At 71.9% G+C, this 22850-nt stretch carries 17 protein-coding genes and 1 pseudogene; 6 read left to right on the top strand and 12 right to left on the bottom strand.

Features of this window, described 5'->3' with window-relative positions; genetic code table 11:
- The first annotated feature begins 107 nt into the window (after positions 1-107).
- Entirely contained in the window at positions 108-1157 is a 1050-nt protein-coding gene (locus ACGFZL_RS14615; RefSeq protein ID WP_393691606.1) for an ADP-ribosylglycohydrolase family protein, read from the top strand.
- Here ACGFZL_RS14615 and ACGFZL_RS14610 read toward each other — a convergent pair.
- The 4 genes from ACGFZL_RS14610 to ACGFZL_RS14595 all read right to left on the bottom strand — a co-directional run bounded on the left by ACGFZL_RS14610 (position 1142) and on the right by ACGFZL_RS14595 (position 7022).
- The gene (locus tag ACGFZL_RS14610; protein WP_355174041.1) at positions 1142-1543 is read right to left on the bottom strand and encodes a MerR family transcriptional regulator; all 402 of its coding nucleotides are present in this window, start codon (positions 1541-1543) and stop codon (positions 1142-1144) included. The genes ACGFZL_RS14615 and ACGFZL_RS14610 overlap by 16 nt on opposite strands.
- A gap of 31 nt (positions 1544-1574) precedes the next feature.
- Positions 1575-2633 carry a zinc-binding dehydrogenase gene (locus ACGFZL_RS14605; protein WP_393691604.1) on the bottom strand — a complete coding sequence of 353 codons (1059 nt, stop codon included), beginning with the start codon at positions 2631-2633 and terminating at the stop codon, positions 1575-1577.
- 119 nt (positions 2634-2752) lie between these two features.
- Complete coding sequence (locus ACGFZL_RS14600; RefSeq protein ID WP_393691602.1) at positions 2753-4666, bottom strand: MFS transporter; 1914 nt, start codon at positions 4664-4666, stop codon at positions 2753-2755.
- A gap of 121 nt (positions 4667-4787) precedes the next feature.
- A complete protein-coding gene (locus ACGFZL_RS14595) occupies positions 4788-7022 on the bottom strand; it encodes a D-alanyl-D-alanine carboxypeptidase (protein ID WP_407078454.1) in 2235 nt (744 codons plus the stop codon).
- Between the two features lie 1192 nt (positions 7023-8214).
- On the opposite strand from ACGFZL_RS14595, the gene ACGFZL_RS14590 reads away from it, so the two are divergent.
- The 3 genes from ACGFZL_RS14590 to ACGFZL_RS14580 all read left to right on the top strand — a co-directional run bounded on the left by ACGFZL_RS14590 (position 8215) and on the right by ACGFZL_RS14580 (position 10535).
- The gene (locus ACGFZL_RS14590) at positions 8215-8946 is read left to right on the top strand and encodes a GPP34 family phosphoprotein (RefSeq protein ID WP_355174049.1); all 732 of its coding nucleotides are present in this window, start codon (positions 8215-8217) and stop codon (positions 8944-8946) included.
- Positions 8947-9266: 320 nt separating this feature from the next.
- The gene (locus ACGFZL_RS14585; protein WP_355174051.1) at positions 9267-10124 is read left to right on the top strand and encodes a helix-turn-helix transcriptional regulator; all 858 of its coding nucleotides are present in this window, start codon (positions 9267-9269) and stop codon (positions 10122-10124) included.
- Positions 10125-10343: 219 nt separating this feature from the next.
- A complete protein-coding gene (locus ACGFZL_RS14580; protein WP_355174053.1) occupies positions 10344-10535 on the top strand; it encodes a DUF397 domain-containing protein in 192 nt (63 codons plus the stop codon).
- A gap of 110 nt (positions 10536-10645) precedes the next feature.
- Here the strand turns inward: ACGFZL_RS14580 and ACGFZL_RS14575 are convergent, their stop codons facing one another.
- Together ACGFZL_RS14575 and ACGFZL_RS14570 are read right to left on the bottom strand one after the other, a co-directional pair.
- Positions 10646-11167, bottom strand: a complete 522-nt coding sequence (locus ACGFZL_RS14575; RefSeq protein WP_355174055.1) for a glutathione peroxidase — start codon at positions 11165-11167, stop codon at positions 10646-10648.
- 55 nt (positions 11168-11222) lie between these two features.
- Positions 11223-12188, bottom strand: coding sequence for an ArsR/SmtB family transcription factor (locus ACGFZL_RS14570; RefSeq protein WP_393691901.1), 966 nt, complete (start codon positions 12186-12188; stop codon positions 11223-11225).
- 92 nt (positions 12189-12280) lie between these two features.
- Here ACGFZL_RS14570 and ACGFZL_RS14565 point away from each other — a divergent pair, with 92 nt between their 5' ends.
- Positions 12281-13543, top strand: coding sequence for an MFS transporter (locus ACGFZL_RS14565; protein WP_393691597.1), 1263 nt, complete (start codon positions 12281-12283; stop codon positions 13541-13543).
- A gap of 2 nt (positions 13544-13545) precedes the next feature.
- On the opposite strand, the gene ACGFZL_RS14560 is transcribed toward ACGFZL_RS14565, so the two are convergent.
- From ACGFZL_RS14560 to ACGFZL_RS14535, 6 genes and pseudogenes are all read right to left on the bottom strand, one after another.
- Positions 13546-14301, bottom strand: coding sequence for a virginiamycin B lyase (locus ACGFZL_RS14560; protein ID WP_393691899.1), 756 nt, complete (start codon positions 14299-14301; stop codon positions 13546-13548).
- Between the two features lie 213 nt (positions 14302-14514).
- Positions 14515-15180: pseudogene (locus ACGFZL_RS14555) on the bottom strand (alpha/beta hydrolase); the annotation flags it as partial.
- Between the two features lie 11 nt (positions 15181-15191).
- The gene (locus tag ACGFZL_RS14550; protein ID WP_393691916.1) at positions 15192-15410 is read right to left on the bottom strand and encodes a hypothetical protein; all 219 of its coding nucleotides are present in this window, start codon (positions 15408-15410) and stop codon (positions 15192-15194) included.
- An 826-nt stretch (positions 15411-16236) separates the two neighbouring features.
- Positions 16237-19806, bottom strand: a complete 3570-nt coding sequence (locus tag ACGFZL_RS14545) for an NACHT domain-containing protein (RefSeq protein WP_393691595.1) — start codon at positions 19804-19806, stop codon at positions 16237-16239.
- A 695-nt stretch (positions 19807-20501) separates the two neighbouring features.
- Positions 20502-21176, bottom strand: a complete 675-nt coding sequence (locus ACGFZL_RS14540; RefSeq protein ID WP_393691593.1) for a hypothetical protein — start codon at positions 21174-21176, stop codon at positions 20502-20504.
- Positions 21173-21577 carry a hypothetical protein gene (locus tag ACGFZL_RS14535; RefSeq protein ID WP_393691591.1) on the bottom strand — a complete coding sequence of 135 codons (405 nt, stop codon included), beginning with the start codon at positions 21575-21577 and terminating at the stop codon, positions 21173-21175. The genes ACGFZL_RS14540 and ACGFZL_RS14535 overlap by 4 nt, the downstream gene beginning before the upstream one ends.
- A gap of 259 nt (positions 21578-21836) precedes the next feature.
- Between ACGFZL_RS14535 and ACGFZL_RS14530 the strand changes: the two genes are divergently transcribed.
- Positions 21837-22802, top strand: coding sequence for a hypothetical protein (locus tag ACGFZL_RS14530; protein ID WP_393691589.1), 966 nt, complete (start codon positions 21837-21839; stop codon positions 22800-22802).
- Positions 22803-22850: the final 48 nt, after the last annotated feature.

Below are 22850 nucleotides of genomic sequence, written 5' to 3'. Positions count from 1 at the left end.
GGCCCCCGGGCCCGGCCCCCCGCACGACCTCTCCCCGCTGGGGCACCCCACCCCGTTCGATTACAGTGCGGGGCACGTACATACGCACGGTCCCGTGGGAGGTCCAGGTGGGCGGGTCGGCCGGGGCCGTCTGGGGGCGGGGCGAGCAGCAGGACTTCCGGAGCCGGGTGCGCGGGACGCTGCTCGGCGCGGCCGTCGGGGACGCGCAGGGGGTGGGGGAGGGCGGGAGCGTCAGCCATCTGACCCAGCTCACCCTCTTCTCCGTCGACGGCCTGATCCGCGCCCAGGTCCGCCGGGACACCGGCGCCTGGCACCCGCCGACCGACCTGCACCGGGCCTACCGGCGCTGGTACGCGACCCAGACGGACTGGGGACCGGACGAGCGGCGCGCGGACGACGGCTGGCTGGCCCGCGAGGAGTGGCTGTACGCCCGCCGGGGCGCCCCCCGCTCCCTGCTGCTCGGCCTCGGCGACGACACGGTGGGCACGCCCGAGGCGCCGAAGAACCCCGGTGAGCGGGGGGCGGAGGCGACCGCGCGGTCGGCGCCGTTCGGGCTGCTGGTCGGCTGGGAGCCGCAGCTGGTCGTGCAGCTCGCCGTGGAGTGCGCGGCGCAGACACACGGCCACCCCGCGGCGGGCCTCGCGGCGGGCGCGTACGCCGCCGTCGTGCACGGGCTCGCCCGGGGTGAGGGGCTGGACGGGGCGGTGCAGCGGACGCTGGGGCTGCTCGGCGCCCGGCCCGGGCACCAGCCCGTGACGGACGGTCTCCAGCACGCCCTGGGCGCCGTGCGGCAGGGGATGCCGAGTCCTGAGCGGGTGGCCGAGCTGGCGGGGGAGGGGCACGCGGAGGGCGTGCTCGCAGCCGCCATCTACTGCGCCCTCGTCGGCGAGGACGTCCGGCACGGGCTGCGGCTCGCCGTCGACCACGACGGCCCCCGCACCGCCACCGCCACCGCCACCGGCGCCCTCGCGGGCGCCCTGCTCGGCGCCCTGCACGGCGAGACGGCCCTGCCCCCGTCCTGGCTCGCCGAGCTGGAGGGCCGCCCGACCCTGCTCGAACTGGCCGACGACTTCGCCATGGAGATGACCCAGGGCCCCGCGCTGCACGGCCCGGGGGAGTCATCGGCGGCCTGGCTCGCCCGCTATCCGCGGGGCTGACCGGGGACGGACGGGTCCAGGCCCGCCACCAGCGCGTCTCGCAGCCCGCTCAGGCGCGCGATCTCCGCCTCCAGCGCCGCCACCCGGCGCCGTACCACCGCCGTGCCGACCACCGTCGTCTCGCCCGAACCCGACGACGGGTCGCAGGCGCGGGGCGTCTCGACGGCTAGCAGGGGGAGGCGGTCGGCGATGGCGGCCAGGTCCGCGACGGTGAGGCCGAGGCCGAGGAGGTGGCGGACGACCCGCAGGACGGCCAGGTCCGCGGGCGTGTAGTCGCGCTGCCCGGCGGGGGAGCGGTGCGGCGGCGGCAGCAGCCCGCGCTGCTCGTACAGCCGCAGGGCCCGGGGTGTGGTGCCCACGGCCGCCGCCGCGTCGCCGATCCGCATGTCAGGTGCCTCCCGCTCGGGCCCTCGGGCCTCAGTCGTGCGCCGGGTCCGGCAGGTCGACGACGACCGTGCCGAAGACGTCCCCCCGGGTCAACTCCCGCAACGCGCGCGGCGCCTGATCGATGCCCGGGTACCGGGTCAGCGGCAGCCGGATCGCGCCGGCGCGCAGCCAGTCGGCGAGCCGGTCGGTCCACTCGGCCTCCACGTCCGGGTGCGCCACCCCGGTGTACCCGCGCAGCGACACGCCCTTGACGATCAGCCGGAAGGCGTCGACCGTGGCCGGCCCCGTCGCACCCGCGGTGTCCGCGGCGAACTGCCCCGACAACGCGCCGACCAGCGCGAACCGGGCGCCCGGCCGGGCCGCGTCCACGGCCGCGGTGAGCTGGTGGCCGCCGACGTTGTCCAGCAGCACGTCGACGCCGTCGGGGGCGGCCTCGGCCAGCTCCTTCGCGAAGGCGGCCTCGGCGGACGCGCCGTCGCGCCACGAACCGCCGGTCAGGACGGCGTCGTAGCCCAGCTCGGCGGTGAGCCGCTCCGCCTTCCCCGGCGAACCGGTCGTGCCGATGACCCGCCCCGCGCCGAGCAGCCGCGCGATCTGCCCGGCCAGCGAGCCGACCCCGCCCGCCGCGCCGGTGACCAGCACGACGTCGCCCTCCCGGAGCTCCGCCAGGCGGGTCAGCGCGCCGTAGGCGGCCGAGCCCGAGGTGAGGTGGGCGACCGGGTCGGGCAGGGCCGGATCGACGGGGGCGCACTGCGCGGCCGGTACGAGCGTGTACTCGCGCCAGCCGAGCAGGTGCGTCACCAGGTCCCCGGGGCGCAGCGGACCGCCGTCCGGCGCGGCCACCACCTCGCCGACCGCGGGCCCGAACAACGTGTCGCCGGGACGCAGACCCGGTACCGGCGTCCCCTCGACCCCGCCCCCGAGCAGGGTCCGCAGCCCGCCGAACACCTGGAAGTGCCGGTTGCGGACGAGTACTTCGCCGGGCGCGGGGGCGGGCAGGGGTGCCGCCTCGGTGAGTTCGAGGTCCGCCGGTACGGGCAGACCCCGGGGCACGGCGGCGAGCCGGACCTCTCTGCTGACGACGGACATGGCGAGCCTCCAGGGGGCGCGGACGGAAAGCCGCCGGGATCCCCGCCCCGCCGGCGCGCGCCGACGCTAAACCCTGCCCCACGGGTCAGGGGCAACCCCCGACACCGCCTCGGACGGTCCTACCGCAGCTCGTCCGGGCACGGCGTGCCCCGCGGGAGGTCGTACGGCGCCGCCAGCCGGTACGTGCCCGCCTTCGGCGCGACCAGCAGCGTCCACTTGTCGCCCTCGGCGGTCTCCTCGGTCTCCGTGACGCAGCCGTCGACGTTGTCGTACGTCTTCGGCGTCCCCTCGGGCGCGTCCTTCGACTGCTGCGTCTCCCGCGGCGGCTCCAGCTTCTTGCCGTCCGGGTCCACCAGGCTCAGCCACGGCGAGTACGGCATCCGCACCTGCACCCGGCCCGGCTTGTCGACCTCGATGATCCACTCGCCCTGCTCGGCGCGGAGCACGGTCGCGTCCGGCGCGGCCAGCGGCGCGGGGTCGGTGACCTGGAAGAGCTGCCAGTTGGCGTCGCCCCACACCTGCCGCAGGTAGGGCAGGCCGCGCTGCACCAGGGCCCGCTCGCGCTCGCCGCCGTCGCCGTCGGGCTCGTCCTTGGGCAGCACCACGTAGTGCACGGCCCAGCGCTGGAGCCAGTCGTGGTAGTTCGCGGAGTTGAGGGTGTCGTCGTAGAAGAGGGGGTTGCGCTCCATGTCGGCCTGGCGGTTCCAGCCGCGGGCCAGGTTCACGTACGGGGCGAGGGCGGAGGCCTCGCGGTGCGAGCGGGCCGGGATCACCTCGACGCGGCCCTTCTCGGCGCCGACCTCCTGCAACTCGTTGACCAGCGGGGCCAGCTCGCGGGCCCAGGAGGCGGCGGGGGTGGTGTGGATGATGTCGTCCACCGTCTTGACGCCGAGCCACACGCCGAAGCCGACCAGCGCCGTCACCAGCGCGTACCACTTGCGCGAACGCGGCACCTGGAACGGCAGCACGGCCACCAGAGCCGCCCCGGCGAAGATCATCGTCAGCCGGGTGATGTTCGACCCGATCTGCGAGCTGATCACCCACACCAGGAGCACGGCCAGCGCGTACACGGCGGCGGTGATCCGCACCGTCTTCCACTCGCGCGGCACGAAGAAGCACACCAGCGCCGAGAAGACGAGCGGCAGCGAGGCCGAGCCGAAGGACATCGGCTGGGTGCCGGAGAAGGGGAACAGCCAGGCCGACAGGCCGACCACCACGGCCGGCGCGATGCCCAGCGCCCAGGCGCCGGGGCGGCGCTTCTGCAGGAACAGGGCGACCGCGACCAGGCCGACGAACAGGCCCGCCACCGGCGAGCCCATCGTCGCCAGCGCGGCCAGCGGCGCCGCGCACAGCGCCTTCGCCCACCGCTTGTACCGCCAGCGGTGGGGCCAGCAGAAGACGACGGCCACCGCGCCGAGCGCGAACATGTTGCCGAGCCCGAAGGTGACCCGCCCGGAGATGGTGTTGCAGAGCAGCCCGAAGAGCCCCGCGAGGGATGCCCAGAGCGGATTGCGCACCGCCCTGCTGCGGATCAGGATCAGGGTGAGCAGCCCGGCGGAGATCGTGCCGGCGATCATCATCGTCGTCCGCACGCCGAGCAGCGACATCAGGTACGGCGAGACGACGCTGTACGACACCGGGTGCATGCCGCCGTACCACGCGAGGTTGTACGCCGAGGCCGGGTGCCGGCCGACGAACTCCGCCCAGGCGTCCTGCGCGGCCAGGTCGCCGCCGCTGTTCGCGAAGGTGAAGAACCAGCCGATGTGCAGGAGCCCGGAGAGGACGGTCATGGAGAGCACGGGGTGGCGCAGCATGCGGGCGCGCAGCGCGAGGGCGGCGGCCCGCGCGGCGGTGGGCTCGGTGGGGGAGGCCGTGCCCTTGCCGCTGACGGCGTTCGCGCCGCTCACGCCCTGCTCACCGTCGCCCCGGGCTTCGGCGCGCGGTGCGGGTACGCGGGGCCGCGACCCGGCTCCCGGACCCTCGTCCGAGCCCCGGCCGGCGTCGTCGGCGTGTGTCGGCTCCGCAGTGGCCACCTGAAGGCACTCCCCGTGTCCCGTCTTCCGCTGTACGGCCGCGTCCCGCTCCCCGCGACCGGCGACGTGCCCGGTTCGTGACGCTAGCACGCACGTCGGCGGGGAGCGGTCCTGGCCGGGGTCAGCCGATCCGGGTCAACTTGTCGCCGAGGCCCGGCTCGGCCAGGTCCCGCTGCAGGGCCACCGGCACCTTCACCGCGCCGGCCGCGTGGCCGTCGCCCACGGTGAGGGTGCCGACCCTCGTGCCGGCCTTCGCGGTGTGCGGCACGTCGTCGGCGGTGAAGGTCACCTTGACCGTCAGGCCTGGCCAGCCGACCGCCTTCACGTCCTCGGTGGCGACGACCGGCGTCCGGCCGCCGAGCCCGTCGTCGACGTAGCCGACCACGGTGCCCTTCTTGAGGATCGTGGACGACGCGAGGGCGCCCTGCGCGCCGCGGATCAGCTTGTCGCCGGCCGAGAGGGCGCCGCCGATGATGGTGTTGTCGGCCCCGCCCTCCGGCTGCCGGACGACCGCGCCGATGATGCTCTTCGTCTCCCCGCCGACCTTCTTCTTCGCGGCGAAGACGAGGTTGCCGAGGGCGGAGGTGGTGGTGCCGGTCTTGATGCCGACGACGTCGTTGTAGCCGACCAGGCCGTTCCAGTTGTTGTGCTTGACGCCCTTGTAGTCGACGTACGACATCATCGCGGCGACCTCGCGGAACACCGGCTGCTGCATCGCGGCCTTGGCCAGCTTCACCTGGTCCACGGCCGTGGAGACGGTGGTGTTGTTCAGGCCCGAGGGGTCGGTGTACGTCGTGTTCGTCATCCCCAGGCTCTTGGCGGCGGCGTTCATCTTCTCGACGAACGCCTTCTCGTTCCCGGCGTCCCAGCGGGCGAGGAGCCGCGCCACGTTGTTCGCGGACGCGATGAGGATGGACTCCAGGGCCTCGCGCTGGCTGATCTTGTCGCCCGCGAAGACGTCGACGGTCGACTCCTGGCCGGCCTTCGACTGGCTCTCGGCCGTCTGGTCGATCTGGATCGACGCCCCGTCGTCCCCGCTCTTGACGGGGTGGTCGCGCAGCACGAGGTAGGCGGTCATGATCTTGGCGACACTGGCGATCGGCACGGGCTTCTGCGCGCCGGACGAGCCGAAGGTGCCGATGCCCTGCACGTCGAGGGCGGCCTGCCCCTTGGCCGGCCAGGGGATGTCGGGCTTGCCGCCCTGGAAGGTGAAGCTGTCCTTCGCGGTGAGGTCGAGGGTGGGGTCGGGCAGCGGCCGCACGGCCTGCGCGATCCCGACGAGCACGGCGAGCAGCAGCACCAGCGGCGTCCAGATCTTCACCCGGCGCACGGTGGTGCGCAGCGGGGTCTCCGGGGGCGGCGGGGTGTTCGTCAGCTCCGCGAGCAGGTCGAGCGGCGGCTTGGGCGGCATCGGCTGCTGCGTGGTCCGCTCGGCGGCGGCGGCGGCGGGGGCGGTCGCGGACAGGGCGGTGGCCCCGACGGGCGCGGTCCGGCTCCGCGCCTCCTCGGCGTCCCTGAGCCGGACGAACTTGCTCGTCCGCTCGCCTTCCCGCTCGGGCAGCTTCAACATCGTCGTCGGCTGGTCGACGGGGGGTCCGGCGGCGAGGCGGGGGGCCTTGAGGGCGGTGGTGGGGTGGTCGACGGGGGCGGCGGGGCTGGTGGACGCGGAGGGCTTGGCGTCGCCGCCGTCGCCTTCTGCGACGGGGGTGCCGGGCTCGGGGGTGTCGGCGTCGTCTGCGTCGCCTGTGTCGTCTGCGTCGCCGGGCTCGGCGACCGCGGTGGTGCCCGCGGCGGCCGTACGGGCGGGGATGCGGGGCTCGGGTCGGCCGTCGGCCTTGGACTGGCCGGCCTCGGACTGGTCGACGTCCTCGGGTCGGGCGTCCGTGCCCGTGCCGGTGCCGCGGTCAGGGCCGGCGGGCTCGGGTCGGGCGTCCGTGCCGGTGCCGGTGCCGGTGCCGTGGTCAGGGTCGGCGAGGGCAGCAGCCGCGGTGCCCGCGGCGGGCTCGGCCTTCCCGTCGGACTCGGGCATGGCGGAGACACCGAGCCTGCTGTCGCCCTTGGCCCCGACGCGAGGCTTGGCCGGCTCTTCGCCCTCGGGCCCGGCGCCGGTGCTCTGGTCGGCATCGGTGGGGGCAGCGGCGGCCTCGCCCTCGGGCTTGGTGTCCGTCCTGGCCGAGGGGGCGGCCTTGGACTCGGCGCCGAGATGGATCGTGGCGTCGGCCCCGGCCTTCGGGCCCGCACCGGCCCCGGCTTCGGGCCGGCCGTCGGTCCGGGACGGCGCGGCGGACGTGGCTCCCGACCCGGTCTCCGAGCCGGCGCCACCCACGGACCCGGCATCGGCCTTGGCCTCGGCCACCGTCGCGGCTCGGGCCTCGGCGGCACTCTCGGGCGTGCCGTTGCCCTCCCGCCCGGGCCCGGCCTGCGCACCCGCACCGGTCGGGAGCCCGGCGTCGGTTCGGGCGCGGGTGTCGTCCTCCGCCCCGGCACCGGCCTCCGCGTCGACCTGCGGTGCGGTGTCGACCTCGGGGCCGCTCTCGGCGCCCGCGTCGGCCTCGGCGCCCGCGTCGCCCTTCGTCCCGGCGGCGGCCTCCGCCTCGCGGCCGGCGTCGATGCCAACCTTGCGGCCCGGTCGGGCGCCCGCGTCGGCCTCGGCGCCCGCGTCGCCCTTCGTCCCGGCGGCGGTCTCCGCCTCGCGGCCGGCGTCGGTGCCGGCCTTCCGGCCAGGTCCGGCGTCCGCGTCGGTCTCGGCATCCGCGCCCGCCCGGGAACCCGCGTCGGTGTCGGCGTCCGCGTCGGCCCGGGAACCCGCGCCCACCCGGGAACCCGCGTCGGCGTCGGCACCCGCGTCGGCCGGGGAACCCCCGCCCGCCCCGGAACCCACCCTGTCCTCGCGCCCGGCGCCGGCCCCCGCCTCGGCGACGTTCCCGCGCCCGGCGTCGGCCCGCGGGCCGGTCTCCGTACCCGCGTCACCCGTAGCCCCGGCAGCAGCCCGACCCTTGCCCCCGGCCGAGGGGGCGTCGTCGACGCCGGCCGCGGCACCCTCGGGAACCCCGGAACCCTCGCCCTCCTCTGACGAGCCGTCGGCACCGGAGGCCGCCCCCGCGCCCCCGGCACCCCGCCCGGCGCTCACCGCGGCCCGCTCGTCCGCCGTGGCGACCCACGCCGCGACGACGTCCCGCAGCCGCCCGTCACCTCCGGCGTCACCCGAGCCGGCGCCCGCCGTACCCCCGGCGTCACCGGAACCCCCCGCCGAACCGCCGGAGGCACTCGTACTCGCCGCGTTCCTGGCCTCCGGAACCGGACCCGCGCTCCCCGACGTCGGTTCATCCGACGACTCGCGCTGCTTCGACCTGTCGGGGGACTCGCCCGCCACCGATGCCTCCTCCATGCGCCTACCGAACCATGTACCAGTGTCCTGTGTACGGGGAGAACCCCTGCGGTAGACGAGAACGACATACCTACCGGTTCCACTACGAACCGGTCACGCACCCTCGACAGATGAATGTGAGAGGGGTCACCCTGTCTGTCATCCACGCGGGGAGGCATGGATGGGCAGGAGCCGCAGAACAATTCCGGAGGAGCTTCTGCTGCTGGCGCTGGACCCGACCACGGGTACCACCGCACAGCCGCAGTCGCTCGACCTGGGTCTGGCCGGAGCGCAGCTCGTCGAGCTGGCGCTGGCCGGAAGGATAGCCCCGGACGGGGATCGTATCGCCGTGGTGGCGCCACGGCCGACCGGAGATCCGACACTCGACTGCGCACTGGAGCTGCTGCGAAGGCGCGGCGCCCCGGTACGCGCGGTCAACTGGATAGGCGGGCCCCGCCTGGGCCTGCGCCAGACCTACCTCTCGCATCTGGAGCGCTGCGGCATGGTGCATGCCGTGGAGGGCCAGATGTGCGGGGTGCTGCCGACCACTCGCTACCAGGCGACGGACACGGCGATCAGCCGGGAGATCAGGTCCCGGCTGGACTCGGCGATCCGCACCGGCGTACCGCCGGACACGCGGACCGCGGCGCTCGCCGCGCTGGCCCACGCGGTCGGTCTCGGCAAGCACCTCTACCCGGGCAACGAAGGACGCTCGTCGCGGTCCCGCCTGCGGGACCTCATCCGGCACGACCCCATGGGCGGCCTGGTGGCGCACGCGGTGATGGACGTCCAGAACGGCGTGGCGGCCCAGCCGCGTCGCGGCCCGGCCCCGGCCGGCCGCCAGCCCACCGGACCGGGCGCCGTCCCGGCCCAGCCCCGCCACGGCGCGATGGCGCGCGTGGCGGCGCACTGAACGACCCACCGCACCACGCTCGACCGCACCACACGCACAAGCGCACGCGCACCCACACGCATAAGCGCACGCGCACGCATACACACGCCGCACCGACCGTCCCCAGACCCGGTAACGGGAGCCGCAGGACCGCGCGGGGCGGCGGAACCGAAGTCACCGGTTCCGCCGCCCCGCGCGGTCGCATATCCGGGGCCCCTACCACAAACGTGCCCCAACTGATGCGCTCCCGGCGCATATCGACCGTTTGCCAGCGGTAGCAATCCCGTTGGTGGCAGTGTGCTCAACAGCAGATACGTAAAGTGGCCGGAGGTGCACGTCCCGTGGCGTCCAATGTCAATCCCACCGTCAGGCGGCGTCGGCTGGGTCAGGAGCTGCGCCGGCTCCGCGAGGTCAAGGGCATGACGGCCGAGGAGGTGGCGGAGCGGCTGCTGGTCTCCCAGTCGAAGATCAGCCGGCTGGAGAACGGCCGGCGCAGCATCAGCCAGCGCGACGTGCGCGACCTGTGCGGCGTCTACGAGGTCGAGGACCAGCGCATCGTCGACTCGCTGATGCAGATGGCCAAGGACTCCCGCCAGCAGGGCTGGTGGCACGCCTTCGGCGACATCCCGTACAGCGTCTACATCGGCCTGGAGACCGACGCCGAGTCGCTGCGCACGTACGAACCCCAGATCATCACCGGCCTGTTGCAGACCCCCACGTACGCCGAGGCCCTCATCCAGGGCGCCCTGCCGGAGACGTCGGTCGCGGACATCGAGAAGCGGGTGCGGGTCCGCATAAGGCGCCAGGAGCGCGTCAACGCCGAAACCGACCCGCTGCGCCTGTGGGTCGTCCTGGACGAGGCGGCGCTGCACCGCGTGGTCGGCGGCCGGCAGGTGATGCGCGAGCAGTTGGAGTACGTCGCCGAGATGTCGCAGCACCCCCACATCACCGTGCAGGTGCTGCCGTTCGACGTCGGTGCCCACCCGGGCATCAACGGGCAGTACTCCATCCTGGAGTTCACCGACACCGCCGACTCCAGCGTGGTCTACCTGGAGGGTGTCACCAGCGACCTGTACCTGGAGAAGGCGCAGGACGTGCAGAAGTACACGGTGATGTACGAGCACCTGCGCGCCCAGGCGCTGAACGTGGAGCAGTCGCGGCAGCGCATCGAGGACGTGGCGAAGGACTACGCACGCTGACGCGCGGGGCGCTGGAGGCGCTGGAGGTGCGGGAGGCGAGAGGGGTGGGGGATGCTACACCCCTCCCACCCCCACTGGAAGGGTCCTCTGGAATATGCCATCCGGACGGGTGAATGCCCCCTCCGCTGGCGGGGGCCAGCGAGTAGCGTCGATCACGCCAAAGATCACAGCTCATTGGCGCAATCCGGCAGGACTCAGCAACCCCCCAACGGAGCAGACATGGCAATTCTTCAGGGCGCGACCGAGTCATGGACCAAGTCCTCCTACTCCGGAGGAAACGGCGCGTGCGTCGAGGTCAAGTCCCCCGTCGTGGCGGCGCTGTCCGTCCGCGACTCCAAGGTCACCGAGGGCCCGGTCCTGGCCTTCCCGGCCGACGCGTGGAACGCCTTCGTGACCTCGGTCAAGGGGTAACCACCCGAGTAGTTCCCGGTAGTTCCTGGTACGACCCCGCCCGGAGCCCTCTCGACCGGTTCGCCGACCTTGCCGAGAGGGCTCTGCGCATGCCCTGGGGCCACCGGCGCTCAGCCGGCGGCCACCGCCCCCTCCACGGCCGCGACCAGCTCCGCCGCCTCCGGCTCGGTCTGCGGCGCGAACCGGGCGAGCACCCGCCCGTCCCGCCCGACGAGGAACTTCTCGAAGTTCCAGCGGACGTCCCCGCTGTGCCCCTCGGCATCGGCGAAGCCCACGAGCCGCTGGTAGAGCGGGTGCCGGTCCTCCCCGTTCACGTCCACCTTCTCGGTCATCGGGAAGGTCACGCCGTACGTCGCCGAGCAGAACTCCGCGATCTCGCCGGCGCTGCCCGGCTCCTGCCCCATGAACTGGTTGCACGGCACTCCGAGCACGGTGAACCCGCGCTCCGCGTACCGCTCGTGCAGCTTCTCCAGGCCGGCGTACTGCGGAGTGAGCCCGCACTTGGAGGCCACGTTCACCACCAGCACGACCTGACCGGCGTACTGGGACAACCGGGCGTCGCCGCCCTGGAGGGCGCCGATCTCGACGTCGAGGGGCGCGGCGGCGTTCTGGGCGTTCTCGGAAATCGTCATGGAACGGATGCTAACGCCGCCCTGTGACACCCCCACGACGCCCCCGCGGGCCCCGTCAGGGCGCCGCCCGCACCAGCACCTCCCCGGCGCCGGTCCACTCGTACAGCACCGACCGCCCCGCCCGCCGCCGCTCCACCAGGCCCGCGTCCCGCAGCACCCGCAGATGCCGCCCGACCGACCCGAGCCCCTGCCCGGTCACCCCGACCAGCTGGCTGGTGCTCATCGGCGAGCCGAGCAGCACCAGGACCGCCGCCCGCCCCGGCCCGAGCAGCGCGGCCAGCGCGGAGGGCACGGCCCGCGCGCCGGCGTCCGCGAGGGCCCCGGCGCACGGGTAGACCAGGGCGTACCGCTCCGTCCCCTCCCACGACACCCACCCGTGCCGCTGCGGCGTGACCGGCACGAAGGCCAGCTCCACGCCGGACAGCTCGCGCGGCGGATACGCCTGCCGGTTCACCTGGAACCCGCTCTCGCCGAGCCACCGCGTCCCCGGCCGCAGCGCGTCCAGGACGGCGGCCCAGCCGCCCCGGCTCACCTGCGCGGTCCGCGCCCCGACATCGGCCTCCAGCACCTGCCGGCGCCGCCGCCAGTACGGCCGTACGGCCTCCTCCCACACGTACTCGATCAGTACGGCGGCCCGCTCGGGCAGGTCGTCGCGGTCCAGGGCGGCGGGCAGCGGCGCTCCGTCGAGGGCGAGCCGCAGGTGGTCAAGGGCCGCGCCGGGCCGGGTGGCCCGGACCCACGCCACACCGTCCTCGAAGGACTCGCCAGAGCGCGGCGTCGGCGTCAGGAAGTCCGCGATCCACCCCCGCCCGAGCCCGGCCCGCACCAGCAGCGCGGTCACCGGATCACCGGCCAGCCGACGCCGGTAACCGGGCAAGTGGGCGTCGAGCCAGGCCCGTTCACCGGGATGTGCGGCGCGGGCGGCGTGCAGCAGCTTCAGGCAGGCGAAGGTCTCGGCGTAGGGCGAGACGACGAAGCGACTACGAGCGAGCGTGTCGGCACTGACCCGCCACAGCCCCACCCCCACCGCCCCCCGACCCTGCCACCCTGCTCACCTTTCGCACAGGCGCGAAACACTGACGCGCCCGCGCGGCACCCCCCGAGACTCCACCCATGCCCGACGACACGGACACCGGCAAGAAGGCGGCCGCCCCCCTCTCCGGCGCAGCACGACCACCGGTGACGACGACGTACCGCGACCTCCTCCTCCGCACCCCCGAGTTCACCCCGCTCTTCCTCTCCTCCGCCGCGGGCGTCGCCGCCCAGACGGTGAGCGGTCTGGCCCTCGGCACGCTGGTCTTCCGGGCGACGGACTCGCCGCTGCTGTCCGCGCTGAGCATGTTCGGCCAGGCGCTCACCCAGGTACTGGGCGCGACCCTGTTCCTCTCCGGCGCCGACCGCCTCCCCCCGCGCCGCACCCTGACGTCCCTGTCCCTGGCCTTCGCCACCGCGACGGCCCTCCTGGCCCTCCCCGGCCTCCCCCTACCGGCCCTCTTCACCGTGCTCCTCCTCCAGGGCCTGGTCGCCTCCCTCGGCGGCGGCGTCCGCTGGGGCCTGCTGAACGAGATCCTCACCCCCGCCCGCTACCTCGCCGGCCGCTCCGTCTTCAACGCGATGAACGGCATCATGCAGATCACCGGCTACGCCGTCGGCGGCGCCCTCCTGACCCTGCTCTCCCCGCACCTGTGCCTGCTCCTGGCAGCCGCCCTGCACGCCACCGCCGCCGCCCTGACCGGCCGCCTGACCACCCGCCCCCCACGCGCCACCGGCCGCCCCTCCGTCACCGCCACCTGGCGCACCAACGCCCAGCTCTGGTCCTCGGCCCCCCGCCGCCACGTCTACCTGGCCCTGTGGCTCCCCAACGGCCTGATCGTCGGCTGCGAGTCGCTGTACGTCTCCTACGCCCCCGACGCGGCCGGCACCCTCTTCGCCTGCGCGGCCCTCGGCATGCTCGCCGGCGATGTGACGGTCGGCCGCCTGCTCCCACCCCGCCGCCACCCGAGGGCGGGCATCCCGCTCCTCCTCCTGCTGGCCACCCCGTACCTGACCTTCGCCCTGCACCCACCCCTCCCCGTGGCCGCGGCCCTGGTCGCCGTCTCCTCCTTCGGCTTCGGCGCGAGCCTGATCCAGCAGGCCCGCCTGATGACCCTGACCCCACCCCAACTCTCCGGCCACGCCCTGGGCCTGCACTCGGCGGGCATGCTCACGCTCCAGGGCGTATCGGCGGCACTGGCGGGCACGCTGGCCCAACTCGCCACTCCCGCACTGGCGATGACGGCGATGGCTCTGATGTCGCTGGTGTTCACGGCGACCCTGACGGCGGTCAGCCGACGGGGAGACGAGGACGGGGGCCTGCTGCCGAGACGCGCGGCATGACCTCAGGATCCCGGCGCGGCTCCGGAGACGGGGGGCTCGACCCGCGCGAGCGCCCCGCTCTCCAGGGCCACCCATAGGGCACCACCGTGCGAGGCGATGCCGTGCGGCTCACTGTCCGCGCGGGCAAGGGGGTACGCCCGGTACTCCCCATCGACGGTCATCCGCCCGACCCGCCCGCCACCCCACTCGGTGAACCACAGCGCCCCGTCGGGCCCGGCGGTAATCGCATGAGGCCGAGCACCGGGATCCGGCAGCGGGAACTCACTCACCTCACCCTCCACCGTGATCCGCCCGATCCTCCCCGCCCCGATCTCGGTGAACCAGAGCGCCCCGTCGGGCCCGGCGGCGATCCCGACGGGCGCCGCACCCTCGGTGGGCAGCCCGTATCGGCGACTGCTCCCGTCGAGCCCGATCCGCCCGATGGCGTTGCCCTGATTGAGGGTGCACCACAGTGCCCCGTCGCTCCCCGCGACGATGGCCGAGGGAAACGCCCCAGGCGCCGGAAACTCGCTCACCTCCCCCTCCACGCTGACGCGCCCGATCCGATCGACCCCGGTCAGCGTGAACCACATGGCCCCGTCCGCCCCGGCGGCGATCCCGAACGGCCCGCCCTGCTCGGAGAGGGGCGCGTAGGAGGAGTACCGCCCGTCACCGCCGATCCGCCCGATCCGATGGGCCCGGTACTCGGTGAACCAGACACCCCCGTCGGGCCCGGCCGCGACGACGGTGGGCCCGTCCCCGACGCCGTACCGGGACATCCGCCCGTCCCTGGGGTCCCGGCGCCCCACGGCCCCCTGATGCACGAGCGTGAACCACAGCCCGCCGTCCCCGCCCTCAGCGAGGGCATACGGCCCCTGCCCTTCCCCCTCGGCCCCGCCGACGGGAAACTCCCGCACCGAGCCGCGAACCCACCGCCCGACGTCCTCGAACACCTGCCGCCCGGCCTCGGCGTCGAACAGATGAAAGACATGCTGCTTGCCCTCGAACACCCGCAGCTCGACACTCACCCCGGCCTCCGCCGCGCCCCGCGCCAGCCGCCGCGCGTCATCGAGCAGCGTCTCGTCCCCACCGACGGCGACGTACAGCGGCGGAAGCCCGCCCAACTCCCCGTACAGCGGCGACTGCGGCACACCGGTCGCCTCGGCCCCGCCGAGATACTGCGCACAGAGCTGTTCCAGCGCACCCCGGCCGATCAGATCCCTCCCCCCGTTGCCGTCGACGCTCTCGCCGGTCACGGCCAGGTCGGTGAGCGGCGACACGAGCACCGCACCCCCCGCCCGGGGCCCACCCTGCCGGGCGATCTCCAGCAACGCGGACAGTACGAGCGTCCCCCCGGCCGACTCCCCGAAGAACACGACCCGCTCGGCAGGCACCCCCCGCTCCAGCACCGCCCGCCAGGCCCCCAGCACGTCCTCCAGGGCAGCCGGGTACGGATCGGCAGGCGCGAGCCGATAACCGACCCGCACCACATCCCGCCCACACACCGAGGCCAGCCGCCGCGCGACCTCCCGCTCGGCCTCCGGCTGGGACTGGGAGAACCCGCCCCCATGCACGTAGACGACGACTCCCCGGTCGCCCCCGCCACTCCCGGCAACCCACTCCACCACTACGCCACTACTCACATCACGTCGATTCATCCCACCGGACGCTACGCGCGCTGGTGCGGCGGCCTCAACGGATTACTGGAGTCCGCGATCGACGCCGCCACCACGTAGGCGGAGTAAGCATCGAGTCGCTCCTGCCGGAGCGTCTCACGCCGAGTGAACGCGTGACCCCTGTCGCTGACGCGCTGTTGGAACGCCAGGGTGATTCCGGAGCCGAGGAGTGTGCCCAGGACCGCTATGGCGCTGGCGATGATGGTTTCCACACCGCCACGTTGTCCGACCGCACGCCGGGATGCCAGGGCTGCTCGTCGTGGACCGAGCGCTAGCGAAGGGTTCTCCGGCGTCCCGGGGGTAGGCCGTCCGCTCGCGCACCTCGCCGGACAGCACCAGTGACTGGGCTACCCGTTCGGCATCGTCGGGATGCAGGTAGATCTCCTGGGTCCACAGCACGGACAGCCGCACGGTGCCGTTCAGCAGGTTCGTTGCCACGTCCACCTCGACCCAGCGGGAGGCCATCAGCCACATGGACCGGCTACTGAAGCGCCGACGTCCGGCCGCCTGAGGGCGACTGCCGTCAACGGCTGCCGTCAAAGGCCCCGGACCATGATCGGTTCGGGGCCTTTTGGCTGGTGCCCCCGGCAGGATTCGAACCTGCGACACCCGCTTTAGGAGTTTTCTCCGGGCGAGGCTGTGAGCTGCGCAAACTACCGACCAACCGCGGTTGACCTGCGGAAACGCTTCTCGCTAGTTTTCAGGCGTTCGCAACGCTGCTCGGCCTCATGTGTGCTGTGTGTGTTCTGGAAGGTCCGCGCCCCGAACCACACTCGGCAGGAGCCGACATTGCTGGCTCGGGCTTGCCCAACCGATCGGTCAGTGCCGCCTATAAGGCGCTTACGCCCTAGCCTCCGGTTTCGCCGGCGCCATCTCGGTAATCAGGTCGCATCATCGCAGACCAATCATGACGCTCACGTCAGAATCCTCCACTCGGGGCGGTAAGGATCATGGTTGGTGAACTCTGCGCGACCGCCCGCTCCATTTCCGGCGGTGGTTGCCTCCGGCCGGTGCGTCGCGCGTGGTGTTCCTGCTGACTCAGTCCTCAGGCCGAGGGCGCACACCCTCGTCACACCCTGGGCATTCCTCGGCGTCGAGGGCCTGGACCGTCCGGCAGTTGTCGCAACTCCAGTGAGTTGGGGCGGGCGTGGCCTGATGTGCGTCCTCAGGACGGACCGATAGGTCGGCGTCCCGACGGAGAGCCTCAATGATCGAACCGTTGGGGTCGAGGCTAGGTACGACAGAGATCAACATTCTGGCGGCCAATCGGTGGTCCGCCGACTTCGAGGAAGCGGCCCATGCCAGGAGCGAAGGGCGCCGATCACCTGCGGTCATGACGGCGATGGAGTAGAAGAGGGCTGCCCGGTGGCGAGGCCAGTGGCTCATGTCCCTGTTGAACAGTTCCTGGCCGTCCCACGGAACGTGATCCCCTGCCAGGTTGACCAACACGTTCGCCGCTGACCAAGCCATCCACGAGGAGTCCGCTTCCAGGCAAGCCAGCAACGCCATCTGCTGGGCGTCCGTGAGGACCTGCCCGACGCCGGGGATGGGCGAGGGCTTGGCCAGAGGCGGTGTGCCCACGACGAGCCATTCGTCGAGCAGGGCTTCGGATGTGGTGTTCTGCTGAAGGTGATGAGCCTGCGCGGCCACTGCTGCCTTGTCGATGCCGTACGCGTCAGCCATCGCGTCGAGCCACGCCCGGCGCTCCGCCGCACTGCCGTGGGCGAAGGCGAAGTCGATCTCGGTCACCGAGGAATCGGCGTATCCGGTCGCCGCGAGAAGGTTGCCGAGGGCGGTGAGCGACCAGAGGTCCCTGCCCATGGACTCCGGCAAGGGGTCGTGGAGCGACACAAGGTCGGATAGCAAAGCCGTCCTGTCGTCCCGGGCGCTGGATGCCCAGTCTCGCAGCTGGGCTGACATGTTCCCCCAGCGGCGACTCGTGTCGAATCCCGCGTGTGCGAGTGCGGCATAGATCTTTTCGGCGACGTACACAGGCGTGTAGTTCGCGAGGGCGAACACACGCTCACCCGCGTCGCCGGGAAGCTCATCCAGGCGGTCGGCCACGCCTAGGGCGACCTGCACTAGCCCTGGTACAAGGCGGCCACCACGTACCAGCTTCCAACGGCGGCGCCCCGTCTGCACCATTTCGGATTCCTGCGGCAGGGGAAGCGCCAGCACAGCGCGGAGCGCGTTGATCTCCGCTCCGCTCAGGGGGGACGCGTCCGTGCGAGCGTCTGTCAGCGCGCACAATGTCCGGGCAATCGACTCGGCGGTGTCATCAAGCTCGGACAGGTCCACAAGGTCCGCTCGTCGACGCCGCAATGTCGCTGGCAGGGCCAGCAGACAGGCGGCCTCCACAAAGGGCCAGGGCCCCGCGTCGCGCGTCTTCTCCCATAGGGCCGGAAAGAACTCCGAGGGTTTGCCAGGGCCGCGCGGGGATACCGGCTCGCCCGCGAGCGCCCCGAGAGCACCGTCCATGAGCTGGCCCAGGGTCCGTTCCAGTTCGCCGTCGGAAAGAGTCACGACACCGCGCGCCGCGAGGTCAGCCGCCATGAGCGTGGCCTCCCGCTGTGTCTCGCCGACATCGAGCAGAGCCTCAGCCGTACGGGAATCTAGTCCGGCGGCCAGTGCGATTGCCCCGTCGGAGTCCGTGTGGACGAGGGCGCGACGCAGCCAGTCCCGCAGTTCCTCGGCCCGGCATGACCGTGCCCACATGGCCGTTGCGATCTCAGCGAAGACCTTGCTGCGGGCGATGAGTTCGCCCGCACCGTTCACCACGAACACGGCGACGTGCTCGTCCCAGAACCGGAGCACGTGCTCCGCCACCTCGCCGGCGGCTGAGGGCGGCATGGCCCATCGCAGCGAGTCCCTCAACATCCCGGTCAGTGATTCGAGGGCGCGTCCCGCTGGAGGGGTCGGCTCGCCGTCGAGGAGCCGCCCGAGCGTGACGAACCCGTCGAGGAGCATGCCCGTCGTCAGGGTGGGTGCCCAGGGCCGGGCCGGGTCGAGCGTCCCCCGTAGCCGCTCCCATCGGTGCACGGACTGTTCTACCGCGCGGTGCAACAACGCCGCACGTCCTTTGGGAAGGTCGACGTCCGGCGTGTTCGCGCAGACGAGGGCAAGCAGAGCGGCGAGCAGCGGCACCGCGAGCAGGTGTGCGTGCTCCTTCTTCGCATCCTTGATCCAGGCACGTCGCGTTGTCAGGAAGGCCGCTCGGTCCGGCCCGGGAATCCGTGCCTCGGCACACGTGACAAGGACGCTGTCCACCGTCGCGCCGAGATCCTTTGGAGGCGCGAGCTCGACGTGCGGCAGGCTGAGTCGGGCCGCGGCCCCTTGTGCGTTCGCCCGTGTCGTCACCACAAAGCCGCAGGAGGGGTGCAGAGACGTGAGGATCTCTGCGAGTTCCTGCGCGACCCACGGCGCGCGCGCTCCGCATTCGTCCAGCCCGTCGCAGAGGACGAGCGCACGCCCCTCGCCGATCTCCTCCTGGAGGTGGGCGGCGAGCGGTGCCCGGTCCGCGCCCGGCACGGTGTCCGCTACGGCGTCATCGACCAGGCTGTCGAGAGTCAGGCGTCCCGGCTGTCTCTTCAGCAGACGCGGCAGTGACACGGGGATCGGGGCGGGGGCGTCGGCATGGCTGGCGCAGTGGGCCGCGATCTCGCGTACCGCCACAGACTTTCCTGAGCCGGGTTGCCCGACGACGAGCATGCGGCGCCAGCGCCTCAGGTATTGGAGGAGGAAAGAGGAGGTACGCTCGCCCTCCACGTCGATCCGGAGGCCACCGACGAGGTCATTGACTACGAGGGGCGGGAGGTCATCGGCGAGCAGGCTGAGGTCGATCCGTCCGGCTTGCGCTGTGAGTCGAGTGCGGTACGCCTCGACGGCGTTCCGACGGGAGGCCAGACGCATCGCCACCGGACCCCCCTGGTCCGGGAGCACGGTCACCCCCGAGGCGGTCAGGGCGGTGACCCAGTCCTCGACGGAACTCCCGAGCGCTGCGCCCGCTTGCCGGTGGAAGAGGTCGGTTAGGGCACTCACGGCACGGTGTCCCTGTGTGTCTGCGACGACGAAGTCCATCAGGGCCGCTAGGAGGTCCCGGTGCGGTGCCGGTCCGGTCGAGCCGGGCAGATGGAGGACACGCGCCCGGTCAAGGACAAGCCTGCGGACCTGCGACGGAAGCCGGTCGATGAGGAGGGCGAGGGCCCTGGACTCGTCGCCAGTCTCCATGGGCAGGCCCGCACGGTGGCGGCGCAGAGCTCGGTCGAGGTACTTTACCGGCCCGATGAGTTCCTCGCCGGCGATAACCAGAAGATCGTCGCGACCGAGCGTCGGAACTTGTTCCACCCACCCTGTCAGCGTCTCTTCTATCGGACGGCCTCGGTCGATCTTCCGCTTCGCGGATACGTAGGCGTGGCGTCCGTCGGAGAAGGTGACACGGATGTCGTCGGTTGGGTCGCTGGTTTCGAAATCCAGCCGGACGGGCCACACTCCTGCGGGCACATCCAGCCCCGACACCGCGCGGCCACGGAGCCCGTGCACTGCCAAGTGCGCGGCCAGCTCGCACCGGAAGACACTGCCGACTTCCCCAGCCTGCCCCGCCCTGCTCACACCGACCGCACTCCGCCCGACCGACCCACACCGCTTGCTCCTGACCTCCGGCGGAGCACCGCCCCATGGTAAGACGTCACACCGAGAGGCGGGGCAAGACAAGGGCGGTTCGGGTGCGGGCGCCTGAACCCTCGTGGTCTCTGTCCTGGAAAAGTCCGGGCGCGAGCAGCGTCCGCCCGGATCCATACCGCGGCGCACGAGCCATGGCCAGCGTCCCGTAGCTGGGGCTCCCGCCCGCCGCCTACCGGGCCTGGCCGGGCACCAGCACAAGCACATCAGAGCCTCTATCCGAACGGGGGCGGTTTACCCTGCTGGTGGCGGAGAGCTGTCTTGCCACTTATGCGGCGAATGGGCGGGGCGGGATGCTGACCCGAGGTTCTCGGTGAAATGTGCGTTGACCTGGGAAAGCTCATCTCCATAGTTCGCACGGGTCAACGCCGTTTCCCAGGCTCATGTGCCCTGGTTGTGCCCTGGGGCGCTCGCTCGTGGGCTGGAGGCGAAGCCGGAACGCTTGAGCTGACTCCGCGGCCCGGCGGCCCCGAAGCCTCCTGCGCTGGCCTACGTCGGGCACCTCGGCGGGGGTTCCGCGTGCGACACTTGCTCTAACTTGGCGGTGTCGACGGCTACGAGTAGGCCGCGTACAGGACAGATATCAAGAGGCCGAGTAGAACGCCGGCGCCGAACCACCGCAATCGTCACTCCCAGTCGGGGAGAACCACCGGTGGAGGTGGGGTCACCCTTGCCTCGACTCGTTTCGCGATGTCGGCGAGCGATCTCGTCACCTGCTCTAGCCTGCCCGCCTGGGTGCTGTCACCCTTCAGGTTGCCGACGCGGTGCGTCGCCGTACTGAGATCCTCCAGGCTGCTCTCCAGCCGGGTGGCGAGCCCGTTGAGATCACTGCCGTTGTGGTGGCCGAGAACCCCCTCCAACCGTCTGACGAGTCGGTCAAGCGCGTCAAAGTCGAGCTTCGCGGAGGCTTTGGATAGTCGGTCTGCGGCGTGGGTCAGCTGGCCAGCGACGTCCTCGTTGATGCTGTGGCTTGCGTGGGTGAGAAGGCCGGCTACGTCCTCGTTGATCCGGTGGGAGGCACGCGAGATCTGGCCAGCGACATCTTCGTTGATGCTCCGAGCGGCCATGGAGAGCTGACTGACCGTGTCAGGCGAGACAACACCGTCCCGCAGCCCGTCTTCGAGCATCTGCGACAGTGCGGGCGCGGACTTCCCCAGCTTCGCGAGTGTGGCCCTGGTTTGTGGGTCGATCTCGTGATGGACGTTGATGTCGCCGATGTGGTCACGGCCGACGAAGGCGCCGTCGCCGTAGTTGTTCTGGACGGTGCGCTGCTCCGGAGGTGCCGGGTCGTTGGTGGTCACCGGTCGTCTCGGGTGTTGATGTTGATGTCGCCGTGGTGGTCGTTGCCGATGAAGGCCCCGGAGCCGTGGTTGTGCTGGGAGCCGATGTTGACCGTCTTCGTCGGCGCCGTTGTCTTGAGTTCCTCGATGTCCGCTCGGGCGCTGGGGTGAGCGTCGAGAAAGGCGGCGAGCAGCTCCGTCCAGGTGTCCGTTACGGTGCGCTCAGTGATTCCACGCCGAGCCAGGGCTGCCGCGTGCTCGTCCAGTACCTGCAGGGCGGCGGCTTCCTCCTGAGGGTTGCCGCCAAGCCGGAAGATTGCCGAGATCTGTGAGCGCAAAGCGTCGGCCTGGCCCTGAAGCAGGTAGGAGAGGACCCCGCTGGCAGCTCCTGTGCTCACGGCCATCACTGCTTCTTCGTACATGGGATGGGTTCCCCCTTCGGGCCGTTTCGCACGCCGGAACTTATCGACCGTACCGGCCATGGCACAGCAGGGGTCGGGCGATACGGGGCGCTGACCGAAATCCGCTGCTGGAGGCGCGTTCGCTGTGCCCGCCGAGCCCGTACAGGGGGCAGTTGTGCAGGAGTGGCGGGGCGCCAGCCGGATAACGACGGCTCTGGCCGGGCGACGATAGTGATCATCGCCGCTTCGTGGCCCACCTCGAGGTGGCATCCTCAACTGCATGTTCCGACGCATCCGTTCTCAACTCGCCTTGCGACAGCGAGAGAAGGCGAACGCGGCGATACGCAAGTTGTGCGAGGACGCCGAATACTTGGGCATCGGTCCGGTTCCAGGACCAGTTCGGGTCGCACTGCGTGCCCACCACGAGACCCGTTGGCAAACATGGGCGGTTCTGATCCCCATGGGCTACTGCGTGGTGGCGTTTGTGGGCCGAGCACTGCGGGTCCTGGTTCTGACGTACACGCCGACCTGGGTTCAAGAGGCCATATACGGGGACCCGCCCGAAGCATCTCTGTCCAGCCGGGAAGCTTGGGTGTCGTTCGGGCATGGTGTGCTGCTGGTCGGAGCCAGCTTTCTGGCTGCACGACGTCTCGCTGTGTGGGCGGCAGACGCGTTCGAACTTCGGAGCATGACCTTCGAACGGGTTCAGCGGTGGGCCGACCTCATCGGCGAATGCGCTGAGACTGCCCGCGCCCCGCACATGCGCGCGGATCTGCAGAGTGTGTCTTTGCGGTTCGCAGTAATGCGGGTCAGGGGTGCGCGGTCGATGCGTGGAACGGTGCCGGGGGTGTCATGGCGCCGTCCCGGGCTGCGGGCTCACGCGAGCGGGGTTGTTGCCGCCCTGCGCGCTGCTCACGCTGGGTTCGACCTCGACAGGAAGGAAGCCGCTCGGAAGCTTGCCGCACTTTCACTCAAGATCAGCGACCGTTATGCCCAAGGGCACGTGGGAGCTCTTCTTGACAGTGCGGAGTTGGTCGAACCTGCGCGTCGGCGTGAGGCATTCAACCTAGTGATGATGGCTGGTGTGATGGTGGCAGTGGCCTTCGGCGTCCGTGTGTGGCACGTGCCCATGCCGCTTGCTATGGGAGCTGTTGTCATGGTTGGTGCGTGGTTGTACCGGAGCACAGTCAGCGCTGGCCTGGCGGTGTTGACGACGTTGCTGCCGGTGATATTCCCAGGCAAATAGGCATCTACGATGTGAGGCAGGTGTGGCGCCGAGCACTGATCCCCGTGG

The organism is Streptomyces sp. NPDC048182, assembly GCF_043202555.1.
In the GTDB taxonomy this organism is placed as follows: Bacteria; Actinomycetota; Actinomycetes; order Streptomycetales; family Streptomycetaceae; genus Streptomyces.
Note: the sequence above shows the minus strand (reverse complement) of the source record. Positions and strands in the feature narration are given on the sequence as shown.